The organism is Streptomyces sp. NPDC043896, from assembly GCF_056435605.1.
On the sequence record NZ_JBWKEE010000003.1, the window covers coordinates 311,256 to 324,453 of the forward strand.

Below are 13,198 nucleotides of genomic sequence, written 5' to 3' on the forward strand. Positions count from 1 at the left end.
CGGACCATCAACGTACGGAGCCCCGTGTCCCGGGCACATGGTCCCCAGGTCCCGCTCCGGTCCCGGCCGTACGCGGGAGCACCGCCCTGACGACGGTCCCGGCCCCCGTGCTGACCAGGGCGAAGGTGCCGCCCAGCTCCTCGGCGCGCTCGGCCATCGAGCGCAGTCCGACACCGCCGTCGCGGGAGGCTCCCTCGGGAACGCCCGTGCCGTCGTCGGCGACTTCCACCGTCACCGCCTCCGGGGTCAGCACCACCGCCGCGTGCGCGTGGCCGGCCCGGGCGTGGCGGACCACGTTGTTCAGGGCCTCCGCCGTGATCCGGTACAGGGCCACCTCGACGGCCGCCGGCAGCCCCGGGAACGGCTCGGGGGCCAGGCTCACCGTGATGCGGAGGTCGCGGCCCAGGCGCTCGGCGAGCTGGCGCAGCGCGCGCGGCAGGTCGGCGCCGTCCAGCGCGGCGGGGGCCAGGCCGCCGGTGATGTGGCGGAGTTCGTCGATGGCCTGCCCGATCCCCTCGGAGACGGCGGCCAGCGGGGCCGCGGCGCGGGAGCCGGGCGGTATGGCCGTGCGGGCCGCGTCGACCTGGAGGCGCAGCCCGGACAGGGCGGGGCCGAGGCCGTCGTGGAGGTCGTGGCGCAGCCGGCGCCGCTCCTCCTCGCGGGCCAGGACGATCTGTTCGCGGCTCGACTGGAGTTCCTCGTACAGCTGGAGCGAGGCGATGGCGGGCGCGCTGTGGTCGGCCAGGATGCGCACGGCCTCCCGGTCCTGCTGGTCGAGGGCGAGTTCGCCCGCGCGCGGCGGGACGTAGAGGTGTCCGATGGCGTTGTCCCGGTGGACGAGGGGGAAGGCCTCGTCCCCGCTGCCCGGGCTGCCCAGGCGGGCGAGTTCGCGGTCCCCGTGCCGGGTGCGGATCACCAGGCGGGCGGCCGGCAGCCGCAGGGTGTGCACGACGGTGTCGCAGAGCAGGCGGGGCATGTCGCCGGGGTCGAGGGCGTGGCTGAGCCGGTCGGCGAGGGCCCGCACGGCCTGGTACGGCTGGGCGCGTTCACCGTAGTAGTAGCGGTCGACCAGCCGGGCGGCCCAGCGGGCGGTGGGCCGCAGCAGGACGCCGACCAGCAGGGTGAGGCAGGCCATCAGCCCGGACTCCGGGTTCAGGGAGCCGGGTGCGAAGTAGTCGAGGACGAAGGCGCCCCCCGCGTAGGCCATGAACAGGCCGAAGGTGAGGACGAAGGCCGTCAGGATGCGGCGCCCGGCCCGGTCCAGGGCCCAGGTGCGCTCCCGGATGTGGACGTAGCCGACGGTCGCCGGCCAGGAGGCGGCGGCGAGGTAGACGATGACGACCTCGAAGCCCATCGGCGGGTCGCCGTACTGGTTGACGGCGATGACCGCGATCCACAGCAGGTACGGCACCGCCAGGATCGCGTACGGGCGGTCGGACTTGTCGGTGCGCGGCCACCGGACGGCCATGAGCAGGATGCCGACGCCCGCGATGACGGGCGGCACCCACAGTGACGCGGTGTCCATCCACGGGGTCAGCAGGCGTGCCGGGCCCGACCATCCGGGGCCGGAGATGGGCGTGGGTACCCCGTAGTAGACGAAGCCGGGACGGGTGAAGACGTAGTACTGCTGGGCCGCGCTGAAGAGGGCGGTGAACGCCACGTACGGCGCGCCCCACCGCGGGAACCGGCCGGTGGGCAGCCAGAGCGGCATGGGATAGATGATGATGTTGATCAGGGTGAAGGCGACCATCACCAGGATGAACACGACGGTGAGCAGGCGCGGGCCCGCCCCGTGCACCACGGCGGTCTGCGGCACCACCTGGGCGAGGGTCAGCAGGCAGCCGGAGCACAGCATGAGCCAGCCGAGGACGCGGGCCGTGCGGCGGGCCGCGAAGACCATGCCGGTGAGGGCGATGCCCAGGCCCACGAGCACGTGGTCGGCGGCGAGGTGGAGCCGTACGGCGCGCAGGGCGGGGTGGCCGATGTGGGTGAGGGTGACGACGCCCCAGGTGACGGCGGCGAGCATGGTGAGGACGCAGACGGCGTAGGCGGGCAGCATCTCCGGCCCCGAGCGGGGCGTGCTCGCGGTGGTCCGGTTCGCTGTGCGCATGTCGGCCTCCCCGGCCGCTCGGTGCGTTGGTTTCCAGCCTGGCGGGCCCCCGGTCCCGGGCGCATGGGGCGGGTGTCCCGGTTCGCGGTGCGGGGCGGGGCGGGGCGGGGCCCGAGAGCCTGCGGGCCGTGGTCCCGGACCGGGACTCCGGGCGCGGGGCCGCGGCTGCGGGCTCCGGGCTCCGGGCTCCGGGCTCCGGGCTCCGGGCTCCGGTCAGGCGTCGGCGCCCAGGCCCGCGTCCCGGGCCCGGGCGACGGCCTCGGCGCGGGAGGTGACCTGGAGCTTCTCGAAGACGTGGGTGATGTGGTTGCGGACGGTCTTCTCGGACAGGACCAGTTCCCGGGCGATGCGCCGGTTGTCGTGGCCCCGGGCGATCAGTTCGAGCACCTCCACCTCCCGGGAGGTCAGGGCCGGGAAGAGCTGTCCGGCGTCACGCCGGTGGCCGCCCGCCAGCAGGGCCGAGAGCCGGGCGGCGATCTCCGAGCCGATGACGGCGCCGCCCGCCACGACCGTGCGCAGGGCGTGCAGCACCTCCTCGGAGCCGGCGCCCTTGACCACGTAGCCGCGGGCCCCCGCCTGGAGGGCGGCGAGGAGGCTGCCGTCGTCGTCGGACATGGTCAGCATGAGGACCGGCAGCCCGGGATGGGTGCCGGCGAGGCGGCGCGTGGCCTCGATCCCGGAGACGTCGGGCAGGGACAGGTCCATCACGACCACGTCCGGCCGGTGCCGGTCCACGGCGTCCGGGACCTCGCCGCCGGTCTCGGCCTCGGCGACGACGACCGCGCCCCGGGTGCTCTCCAGGGCGGCCCGCAGCCCCTCGCGGAACAGGGGGTGGTCGTCGACGATCAAGACCCGGGGGATGGTTCGGTCTTCTTCGTCCACGGATCGACACTAACAGTCATGGAGTGACGACCCTGGGTGACCATGCCGTGGGGCCGGGACGGCGTGGGACAGGGCGAGGGGGACGCGGACGGGGTCTGGGCCTCATGCCCCTGGGGTACGGGCGCCCGGATCGTGAGCGGCATGTCCCCACACCTCTCCCCCGTCAGCATCGACCGGTCCCTGCTCTGCGGCCCGGTGCACGTCCCCGTGCAGATCCGCCACGGGGGCGGCCCGGCCGACGGGCTCTGCGGCCTCCCGCACGAACCGGCCCCCGGCCGGATCGTCCTCGTCACCTCCCCCGGCCTGCCGCGCGAGCACGCGGCGCGCACCCTGCGCCTGCTGGGCGCGGCCGCGCCCGCCGGGGTGCTGTGGCCCGACGGCGACGGCCCCCTCCCGGTCCCGGACGGCTCCCTCGTCGTCGCGCTCGGCGGCAGCCGGGTGATCGGCGCGGCCGGCCGGGCCCGGTACGCCGACGGCACCCGGCCGCCCGTGGTCCGCGTCCCCACCACCCTGCGGGCCATGACGGACACGGCCCTGTCGGTGGCCGGACCGGGCGGCAGGATCTCGGCCCCGGTCCTGGTCCGGATCCAGCTGGAGCTCCTGCGGACCCTGCCCCCCGCCCGGCTGCGGGCCGGGCTGAGCCCGCTGCTGCGCACCGTGCTGGCCGTCGTTCCGGCCTCCGCCGGGCGCGTCGCCGGGCGGCTGCGGCCCGGCGGCGGCCACGACCCCGGCGGCCTCGCGGCGTCCGTCTCCCTCTGCCTGGAGGCCCGGGCCGCGCTCTGCCTCCACGACCCCCTCGAACGGGGCCCCGCCGCCGCCCTGCACTACGGCGACCCCGTCGCCCGGGCCGTGCGGAGCCTGGCCGGCCCGGACCTCCCGTACGGGGACGCCCTCGCCCTGGGGCTGCGGGCCGCGGCGGGCGTCTCGCGCCGGTCGGGGCTCCTGGACCCGGCGGACGAGGCCGCCCACGAGGACCTCCTGGACCGCGCCGGCGCCGCCCGGGCCCTGCCCGGCGGGCTCCGCCCGCGCGAGGTGGCGGCGGCCGTGACCGGGGGCCGGGAGGAGACCCGCATGGTGCTGCTGCGCGGGCTGGGCGACCCGTACGCCCACCACGGCGAGCTGCGCGCGCCGGTCGCCGCCGAACTCCTGGAAGCCGCGCTGGCGGACCTCGTGCCCGCCCGCGGGCCGCTCCCCGGACCGGACCGGGACCGCGCACGGGTCGCGGTCCCGGGCGGCCGGGACGGCGCTCTGCCCTCGGGGACCGGAACCCTCACAAGGAAGTGATCACCATGAACGGAATCCTCGGCCACCTCGGCGCCGGCCTCCCGGCGCACCGGCTGCGCGCGGCCGCCGCGCACCTGCGCACCGGCCCTCCCGGCGACGGCCCGGCCCTGTGCCACGGCGAGGGCTGGGCGCTGGCGGCGGGCCGGATCTCCGACCGCGGCCGGATCGCGGCCGCCCTCGACGGGGAACTCGACGGGCGGCTCGCCCTCGCCACCCGGCTGGAGGTACGGGGCCTCCCGGTCGCCGACCGGAACGACTCGGCGCTGGCGCGCTCCGCCTACGAGCTCGACGGCGCGGAGTGCGCGGAGCACCTGGCGGGCGCGTACGCGGCGGCGGTGGTCGACGCGCGCTCCGAGCCGGTGCTGGTGCTGGCCGTCGACGCGACGGGGGGCGTCCCGCTCTACTACCACTGGGAGCCGGACCGGGGCGCGTTGTACTACGCCTCGGACGTTCCGGCGCTGCTGGCGCTGCTGCCGGACCGGCCGGGGCTGTGGGAGCCCGGCCTGGACGCGTACCTGACCACGGGGGCGCCGCTCGGCGGGCGGACGCTGATCGACGGGGTGCGGGTGCTGCCGCCCGGGACGACCGCCGTCTGCTCGCGCCGCGCCGGGCTGCGGCTGGTGCGCCGGGCGGAGCCCGCCCGGCGGACGGTGCCCGCGCCCGGGAACGCGGCGGGGGCGCGGGAGCGGCTGGCGGAGCAGGTGCGGCGGCGCTCGGGCGGGGCGGGGCCGGTGTGCCTGCTGGGGTCCGGGGGGCCGGGGGCCGAGCTCGTCGCGGGGCTGGCCGGGGGCGTGCTGCCCTCGGTGGGCCCCTCCGGCCGCCCGACCGCGGGCCCTCCGGCGGGGCCCTCGGGCCTGCCGACCGCAGGCCTGGCCGCGGAACCGTCCGGGCGGTCGTCCGCGGCCGGCCCGGAGGACGCCGGGCCGGGCCGGTTCGACGCGGCGCGGCTCGCCGGGCTGCTGCCCGTACTGGCCTGGCGGATGGGACAGCCCGACGCCGACCCGGCGGCGCTGAGCGGCCACCTCCTCTTCGAGTCCGCGCGCCGGGCCGGCTTCCGTACCGTGCTGGCCACGGATCCGGTCGAGGAGCTCGCCGAGGGCCGGCTGCGCGTCGCGGCGGCCGTGCGCTCCGGCTCGGCGGCCTCGTACGCGGACGCGCTGGGCCCCGTCCCGGCCGATGCCCGCTCCCGCCTCTACAGCCCCGACTACCGCGCGTACCTCGCCGGCCGGGGCGACGCGGCCCGCTCGGTCGCCGAGCGGCTCGGCTCGGGTGCCGGGCTGGGCGGTGCGGCGGCCCGCTTCGAGCTGGAGGTGCTGCTGCCCGCGCGCGGGCTGCGGCGCCTGGCGCACCTGAGCGCGGCCCACGGGGTCAGGGCGCGGCTGCCGTTGTCCCCGCGGCGCGCCTGGGCGGCCCTGCCCGCGACGGCGCCGGGTTCCGTCGCGGCCGGTGCCGGGGCCTGGCCGGCCGGGCTGCCGGTGACGGCCCTGCTCCGCCGGGACGGCCCGCTGGCCGGCCTCGCCCGGGAGGTGCTCTCCCCGGCGCGGCTGCGCACGGCCGGGCTGCTGGATCCGGCGGCCGTGCACCGGCTGCTGGCCGCGCAGTTCGCCCGGCCGTCGGACCGGCTGGCGACCGCCGTCTGGGCGCTGCTGATGTTCGAGCTGTGGCGCGAGGAGTACGCGGTGGCGGTACGCCGTCCCGTGCCCCCGGCGCGCGCCGCGGGCGCCGTCGCGCTCACGGCGGCGGGCCCACGGCGATCCGTACCGGCGGCCGGGCCGGCGGGGGCGGCAGTCGCAGCGGCCCGTGGCCCGGGGTGAGGGAGCCGAGCACCCGGGGGCCCCGGGCCCCGGTGCACCCGGGGGCGTTGCCGGGCAGGCCGTGCAGGGTCAGGAAGCCGAGGACGGCGAAGGCGTAGGCCTCCTTCGCGGCGGCCGGCAGGCCCAGGGCCGCCGAGTCCAGCAGGGCCGTTTCCGGGGGCAGTTCCTCGCGGAGCATGGCCATGAGGGCGGGGTTGCGGGTGCCGCCGCCGGAGGTGATGACCTCGGTGACGCGCAGCGGGCGCAGGGCGTCGGCGACGGTGCGGGCGGTGAGCCGGGTGAGGGTGGCGAGGAGGTCCGGGGGCGGGAGGGCGGCGAAGCCGTCGAGGACGGTGCGCAGGTGGCCGGGGTGGAACAGTTCCTTGCCGGTGGTCTTGGGGGCGGGCAGCCGGTAGTAGGGCTCGGCGAGCAGCCGCCGCAGCAGCGGTTCGTGGACGCGGCCGGCGGCGGCCAGGGCTCCGTCCTCGTCGTATCCGAGCCGCCCGCCGGTGAGTTCGCGTACGGCGGCGTCCATCAGGGCGTTGCCGGGGCCGGTGTCGAAGGCGACGGGCGGGCCGGCCGGGGGCAGGGCGGTGAGGTTGGCGATCCCGCCGAGGTTCAGGGCGGCGGGGGCGCCGGGGCGGCCGCGCAGCAGCATCAGGTCGATCAGGCCGACGAGGGGGGCGCCCTGGCCGTCGGCCGCGACGTCGCGGGGCCGGAAGTCGGAGACGACGGGCCGGCCGGTGGCCTCGGCGATCCAGGCGGGGTTGCCGAGCTGGAGGGTGCCGTGGACCTGTCCGGCTTCGCTCCAGTGGTAGACGGTCTGGCCGTGGGAGGCGATCAGGGCGGCCCGGCCGGCGCACAGTTCGCGGTCGGCGCGGCCGGCGAGCGCGGCGAAGGCCTGCCCGATGCGGGTGTCGAGCCGGCAGACGTCGGCCAGGGTGGTGGGCGCGGGTGGCAGGGCCGCCGCGAGGGCCTCGCGCAGGGTGGCCCCGTAGGGGTCGCTGACCATGCCGAGCGGGACCAGCCGCAGGGTCGCGCCGCCGTCCTCCAGGGTCAGCCGGGCGGCGGCCGCGTCGACGGCGTCGTGGGAGGTGCCCGACATCAGGCCGATGACCTTCATCCGTCCGTCCTCATCGCAGGGGCCTCTTGTGGTCGTCGCCGCGCAGCCCGGCGAGGGCGAGGGCGCTGAGGGCGCAGGTGCCGGCGGCGTAGTAGGCGGGGATGTCGTGGTCGCCGGTGGCGGCCGTCAGGGCGGTGATGACGAGGCCCGCGCAGCCGGAGAACACCGCGCCGGTGAGGGCGTACGCCAGTCCGAGTCCGGTGCAGCGCACCCGGGCGGGGAACATCTCGGCGAGCATGGCGGGCCCGGGGCCGGCGAGCAGCCCGACGGTGGCGCCCGCGCCGAGCACGGCTGCGGCCCGGGCGGCGGCGGGGGCGGCGGGGTCCTGGAGGAGGTGGAGGAGGGGGAACGCGAAGAGGGTGACGGCGAGGGCTCCGGCGAGCATGACGGGGCGGCGGCCGACGCGGTCGCTGAGGGCGCCGGCGGGCAGGATGGCGGCGGCGAAGCCGAGGTTGGCGAGGGCGGTCGCGGTCAGGGCCTGACGGAAGGAGGCTCCGAGCGTGGCCTGGAGGTAGGAGGGCAGCACCACGAGGAAGGTGTACCCGGCAGCGGACCAGCCCATGATGCGTGTGACGCCGAGCAGGACGGCCCGGGCGGTGCCGGCGGGGCGCTGCGGCCCCTCCCCCGCCGTCGCCGAGGCGTGCGCGGGCGCGCTGTCGGGCTCGGGCTCGGGCTCGGGCGGCCGTTCGTCGGGCAGGCCGGTGCGCAGCCGGTACGCGGCCAGGCCCAGGGGCAGGGCCAGCAGGAAGGGGATCCGCCAGCCCCAGGCGTGCAGGGCCGCCGGGGAGAGCAGTGCGGCCAGCAGGGCGGCGACGGCCGCGCCGGCGAGCAGGCCGAGGGCGACGGTGAAGGACTGCCAGGCTCCGTGGCGGCCGCGCCGGCCCGGGGGCGCGGCTTCCGTCATCAGGGCCACGGCACCGCCGAACTCCCCGCCCAGGCAGAGCCCTTGCAGGACGCGGAGCAGGGTGAGCAGCCAGGGGGCGGCGGTCCCGATGGCGGCCCGGGTGGGGAGGAGGCCGATCAGGGTGGTGGCGAGGGTCATGAGGGCGATGACGAGGACGAGGGCGGGGCGGCGGCCGACGCGGTCGCCGAGGCGGCCGAAGAGGAGGGCTCCGGCGGGGCGGAAGAAGAAGGACACCGCGAAGGAGGCGTAGGTGGCGACCAGCGGGCCCGCGCCGCCCCGGCCGGCCTCGGCGGCGGGGGTGAAGAACTGGTCGGCGATGACCGTGGCGAAGGCACCGTACACGCCGAACTCGTACCACTCGGTGAAGTTCCCGGCCGCGCCGGCGAGCAGCGCCCGCCTGGGGTGGACGGCGGCGGAGGGTGCCGGGCCCACCGCGAGGGGTGCCACCGCTCAGCCCCTCATGTGGTGGGGTCGAGGCGCGAGGGGCCGTCCGGCTGCTGCTGGTGGGGGGCGGCGGCGCGGGTCAGGGCGCTGCCCGCCAGCCAGGTGCGCCAGTCCACGTTCCAGTCGCCGATGCCGTTGCCGAAGGGGTCCATCCTCGCGCCGCCGCTGTTGACCACCTCGACGATGTCGCCCTCGCGGACGGTCTTGTAGAACCAGGCGGCGTCCGCGGTGGACATGCCGGTGCAGCCGTGGCTGACGTTCTCCTCGCCCTGCGCCTCGACCGACCAGGGCGCGGCGTGGACGTACTCGCCGCTCCAGGTGACCCGGGTCGCGTAGAAGACGGGGAGGTCGTAGAACTCCTTGGTGCCCTTCTTGATGCCGACGGTGTCGCCGCGCATGCGGACCTTGTACTCCTTGCCGAGAACCACCTTGACGCCGCTGCGGGTGCGGAAGCCGGCCTTGCCGGTGGTGACGGGGATGGTCCGGATGACGCGTCCGTTGCGGCGTACGGTCATCTCGTGCGCGGCGGAGTCGGTGACGGCCTCGATCCGGTCGGCGACGGTGAACTCGACGGGGTCGGAGGGGCCTCCGTGGCCGTGCTCGCCGAGGTCGACCCCGTCGAGGCCGCTGCGGACGCGGACGACGGTGTGGGCGGGCCAGTAGGTGCGGGGGCGGAAGTGCAGGGTCGAGGCGTCGACCCAGTGCCAGGCCCCTTCGACCTGGGGGCGCGAGGTGACCTGGAGGGCCCGTTCGACGCGGGCGCGGGCTTCCGGGGCGTCGGCGGGGACGGGGTGGCTGAGTTCCGCGGTGACGACCTCGCCCGCGCCGTACGTGCCGGGGCGGGGGCCGAACTCCGCGGTGAGCCTGCCCCCGTCGGCGGGCGCCTCGGGCGGGGCGGTCCGGAAGACCATGCCGACGCCCACGGGGGCGCCGGTGCCGTCCTGGGCGCCGACGCGCACGGTGTAGTCCTGTCCGGCGCGCAGGGGTTCCGTGTTGTGCCAGTGGGCGCCGTCCGGGCCGAGTTCGCCGGCGAGGTGGCGGCCGCGTCCGTCGGTGACGGTGACGTCGGTGAGGCGGCCGGCCTCGGGCCGGGCGAGGGCGATCTCCAGTGGGGCGCGCGAGTCGGTGGGGAGTCCGCCGGTCTCGCCGAGCGCCGGGTCCCACAGGACGCTGCCGCCCCGGGCGGTGGCGAGCACCCGGCGTTCCTGCCAGGTGCCGCAGTGGCCGCCCCGGAAGGCTCCGGCGGCGCACCACCGGGGGGCGTCCGCCCGGTCCGCGCCCTCGACCCCCTGCACGGCGTGGCCGACCAGCAGGGTGACCGCGGCCCCGGACGCGGTCCCCGGGGCCGCCGCCGCTTCGGCCGTCCGGCCCGGTGCGTTGGCGAGGGCCAGCGCGGCCCCCGTCACCGCGGCGACCGCACTCCACGCCTTCGTCCGTGACTTCGCCACGCGGCCCTCCCTGTTGTCCTTCGGCCGGATGGCAGCATCAAAGAGGACGGGAAGCCGAAACGATGATCATAAACTCGGCGCTGCGCCCGAACGGGCGTCCCAAGTGAACCCGGACGGCGCAAGGGAGCGGGGCACGGAGCGCGCCGCGCGGGGCGCGGGAGGCGGAGACGGGGCAGGGGGGCGGGGGCGGCGGGACCGGGGAGCGGGGGGGCGGAGCCGGGGAGCGGGGGGGCGGAGCCGGGGAGCGGGGGGGCGGAGCCGGGGAGCGGGGGGCGGAGCGCGCCGGTCCGGTCTCCCGTAGTCTCGGCGGATGGCGAAGTACTTCGACGTGCACCCCGAGAACCCTCAGCGGCGCACCCTCACCAGCGTGGCCGACGGCATCCGCTCGGGCTCGCTCATCGCATATCCCACGGACTCCTGTTTCGCCCTGGGATGCCAGCTGGGCAACCGGGACGGCATCGCGCGGATCCGGTCGATCCGCAACCTGGACGACCGGCACCACTTCACCCTCGTGTGCCAGAACTTCGCCCAGCTGGGGCAGTTCGTGTACGTGGACAACGACGTGTTCCGGGCCGTCAAGGCCGCGACCCCGGGCCCCTACACCTTCATCCTCAGGGCCACTCCGGAGGTGCCGCGCCAGCTGATGCACCCGAAGAAGAAGACGGTCGGGGTCCGGATCCCCGACCACCTCGTCACCCAGGCGCTGCTGGCCGAGCTGGGTGAGCCGCTGGTCTCCAGCACGCTGCTGCTGCCCGGCGAGGAGGAGCCGATGACACAGGGCTGGGAGATCAAGGAGCGGCTGGACCACGTGGTGGACGCGGTGGTCGACTCCGGGGACTGCGGCACCCGGCCGACCACGGTCATCGACTTCTCCGGCGGCGAGGCGGAGATCCTGCGCCGGGGTGCGGGGGACACGGCCCGCTTCGAATAGCGCTCCGGGCAGCGCGCCGCGCCCCGTGGCGGCCTCCGGCGGCGGATTCCGGTTCGGGATCCGGAATTCGCCGTTCCGAGGCCGGGACCGCAGCGGGAACCCGCCATCCGGGGCATTTGATCCGGCCACCGGAGAACCCTCCGTTAATGCGCCCTCCATCGATACTCGAGCGATCCATCCATCGGGACTCGTTTATCTGTGAACAGAATTGACGGACCGGCGGTAACTCCACGGAATTACGGGGTGACGGAGAGGAGAAGAACGCCCGGTGTGCCGGAATTGATCCGGATCTCGGCTCGACTTTCACAAGATCCGTTCTGTAGGGTTCCAGTCATTCACCGCCCAACGGGGAGCGGCGAGCAGCCGCGGGCACTGGTCCGGACCTTTTCCGGAGCACGACCGGCACGACTGCTCGGCGGAACAACGCCCCCGTCACGCTCATTTGCTGCACACGTGACCCGACACGGGGGACCATCAATGCGGTTCCAGCTTTTGGGGCCCTTGAGTATTGCGCACGGCCCCGAGACAGTAGTTCTCAAACCCTCCAAGCCGACCAGTCTCCTCGCCGCCCTCCTGCTCCACCCGGGGGCCGTGGTTTCCACCGGTTATCTGCTGCGTGCCGTATGGGACGAGGAGCCTCCCGCGACCGCCCGTGCCGCACTCCAGACCTGCGTCCTGCGCCTTCGCAGGTTATTCGCGAAATACGGTATATCCGCGACCACCATCGAAGCCGTGCCGGGCGGTTACCGGATGCGCAACGACACCGAGACCCTCGACCTCGTCCTGTTCCGCTTGCTGACCGCGCAGGCGCGGGCCGCCGCCGGAACCCCCGAGGAGCTGTACCGGCTGCGGGAGGCGCTCTCCCTCTGGCAGGGGCAGCCACTGTCCAACGTGGCCTCGGGCATGCTCCAGCGGGACGCGGTGCCCGCCCTCGAACAGGAGCGGCTGCGGGTCCTGGAGCGGGTGTGCGACCTGGAGCTGGCCGCCGGGAACTGCCACCAGGTACTGATCGACCTGTACGACGGCGCCCGCCGCCAGCCCGTCCGCGAGCGCTTCACCGAGCAGCTCGTCGAGGCCCTCTACCGCACCGGCCGGCAGGCCGAGGCGCTCGCCGAGTACCGCACGGTGCGCGAGCGGCTGCGCGAGGAACTCGGCGTCGACCCCGGCCCGGGCCTGCGGCGCCTGGAGATGGCGATCCTGCGGGCCGAGGAGCTGGGCCCGGCCGCCCGCGCCGAGGACCTCGAACCGGCCCCGACGCGGCCGGCGGTGGCCGTCTCCGACCGGGTGCCGGAGCGGGCCGGACCGGTGCCGGTGCCCGGGTTCGCCGGCCGCGCCGCCGACCTGCGGGCCCTGGCGGCGCGGCTTTCCGACGCCGACGGGCCCCGGCTGCTGGTCGTCTCCGGAGCACCCGGGATCGGCAAGTCGGCGCTCGCGCAGCAGAGCGCGTACGAGGTCCGCCGGGCCTTCCCCGGCGGGGTGTCCGCCGTCGACCTCGCCCGGCCCGACGGGAACCCCCTCGACGTCGACGAGGCCCGCAAGCTGCTGCCCGGCCCGGACGGCGACGGCGGGACCGGCAGGCGGCTGCTGATCCTCGACAACGCGGCGGGCGCCGGGCAGGTGCTGCCGCTGCTGGCGGAGACCTGCGGCAGCACGGTCCTGGTCACCAGCCGGCGCGCCCTCGCGGCGGCGGTCGCCACGCACGGCGGCTTCGTGCACCGGCTCGACGTGCTCGCACCGGCCGAGTCGCTCGCCCTGCTCGCCGGCCTCGCCGGGACCGGGCGGATCGCCGCCGAGGAGGCGGCGGCACGCGAACTGGCCGCCGTGTGCGGCGGGTTCCCGCTCGCGCTGCGGATCGCCGCCGGGCGGCTGCTCACCCGGCCGGGGCTGTCCGTCGCCGACTGCGCGGCCTGGCTCGCGGAGGACCCGCCGGGCCGGCTGGCCCTCGCCGAGGACCCCCGGCTGTCGGTGCCCGAGGTCTTCGGGCAGGCCGTCGGCGCGCTCCCGCCCCACCTGCGGGAGGCGTTCCTGCGGCTGGGCGCGCTCGAGCCGCACTCCGGTCCCGCCACAGCCGGGGACGAGAGCGTGCTCGAACAGCTCGTGGAGGCCGGGATGCTGGAGGACGGACCGCCCGGCGAGCCCTACCGGATCCACGCCTTCCTCCGCGTCTGCGCGCGGTGGCTGGCCCGGGGCCGTGACGGCGTCGCGGCCTGACCGCCCCGCCGGGAGGCCCCGGCCGCCTCCCCGCCGGCATTTCCCACCTCACGCCTTGTCCCCACCAG

Annotated in this window: 9 protein-coding genes; 4 read left to right on the top strand and 5 right to left on the bottom strand. The window is 76.6% G+C overall.

Features of this window, described 5'->3' with window-relative positions:
- Positions 1-7 precede the first annotated feature (7 nt).
- A complete protein-coding gene (locus tag AC069X_RS06085; protein ID WP_478725591.1) occupies positions 8-2,110 on the bottom strand; it encodes a sensor histidine kinase in 2,103 nt (700 codons plus the stop codon).
- 213 nt (positions 2,111-2,323) lie between these two features.
- Positions 2,324-2,992 (bottom strand): response regulator transcription factor, encoded by a 669-nt coding sequence (locus tag AC069X_RS06090; protein ID WP_478725593.1) that lies wholly within the window; start codon positions 2,990-2,992, stop codon positions 2,324-2,326.
- 141 nt (positions 2,993-3,133) lie between these two features.
- On the opposite strand from AC069X_RS06090, the gene AC069X_RS06095 reads away from it, so the two are divergent.
- Both AC069X_RS06095 and AC069X_RS06100 read left to right on the top strand, forming a co-directional pair.
- Positions 3,134-4,276: a 3-dehydroquinate synthase family protein gene (locus AC069X_RS06095; RefSeq protein ID WP_478725595.1), complete on the top strand. Its 1,143-nt coding sequence runs from the start codon at positions 3,134-3,136 to the stop codon at positions 4,274-4,276.
- Between the two features lie 5 nt (positions 4,277-4,281).
- Positions 4,282-6,090: an asparagine synthase-related protein gene (locus AC069X_RS06100; protein WP_478725597.1), complete on the top strand. Its 1,809-nt coding sequence runs from the start codon at positions 4,282-4,284 to the stop codon at positions 6,088-6,090.
- Here the strand turns inward: AC069X_RS06100 and AC069X_RS06105 are convergent.
- The 3 genes from AC069X_RS06105 to AC069X_RS06115 are packed head-to-tail and all read right to left on the bottom strand — an operon-like array spanning position 6,008 to position 9,988.
- Positions 6,008-7,192, bottom strand: coding sequence for an anhydro-N-acetylmuramic acid kinase (locus AC069X_RS06105; RefSeq protein ID WP_478725599.1), 1,185 nt, complete (start codon positions 7,190-7,192; stop codon positions 6,008-6,010). The genes AC069X_RS06100 and AC069X_RS06105 overlap by 83 nt on opposite strands.
- A 10-nt stretch (positions 7,193-7,202) precedes the next feature.
- Entirely contained in the window at positions 7,203-8,543 is a 1,341-nt protein-coding gene (locus tag AC069X_RS06110; protein WP_478725601.1) for an MFS transporter, read from the bottom strand.
- Between the two features lie 11 nt (positions 8,544-8,554).
- A complete protein-coding gene (locus tag AC069X_RS06115; RefSeq protein ID WP_478725603.1) occupies positions 8,555-9,988 on the bottom strand; it encodes a L,D-transpeptidase in 1,434 nt (477 codons plus the stop codon).
- A gap of 310 nt (positions 9,989-10,298) precedes the next feature.
- Between AC069X_RS06115 and AC069X_RS06120 the strand changes: the two genes are divergently transcribed.
- Positions 10,299-10,919, top strand: a complete 621-nt coding sequence (locus tag AC069X_RS06120) for an L-threonylcarbamoyladenylate synthase (RefSeq protein ID WP_478725605.1) — start codon at positions 10,299-10,301, stop codon at positions 10,917-10,919.
- A gap of 501 nt (positions 10,920-11,420) precedes the next feature.
- On the top strand, positions 11,421-13,130 hold the full coding sequence (locus AC069X_RS06125; protein WP_478725607.1) for an AfsR/SARP family transcriptional regulator: 1,710 nt from the start codon (positions 11,421-11,423) through the stop codon (positions 13,128-13,130).
- Positions 13,131-13,198: the final 68 nt, after the last annotated feature.

Excerpts from the sequence above, each read along its gene's own strand:
- AC069X_RS06085 (WP_478725591.1), bottom strand. The coding sequence starts at position 2,110 with ATGCGCACAGCGAACCGGACCACCGCGAGCACGCCCCGCTCGGGGCCG.
- AC069X_RS06095 (WP_478725595.1), top strand. The coding sequence starts at position 3,134 with ATGTCCCCACACCTCTCCCCCGTCAGCATCGACCGGTCCCTGCTCTGC.
- AC069X_RS06100 (WP_478725597.1), top strand. The coding sequence starts at position 4,282 with ATGAACGGAATCCTCGGCCACCTCGGCGCCGGCCTCCCGGCGCACCGG.
- AC069X_RS06105 (WP_478725599.1), bottom strand. The coding sequence starts at position 7,192 with ATGAAGGTCATCGGCCTGATGTCGGGCACCTCCCACGACGCCGTCGAC.
- AC069X_RS06120 (WP_478725605.1), top strand. The coding sequence starts at position 10,299 with ATGGCGAAGTACTTCGACGTGCACCCCGAGAACCCTCAGCGGCGCACC.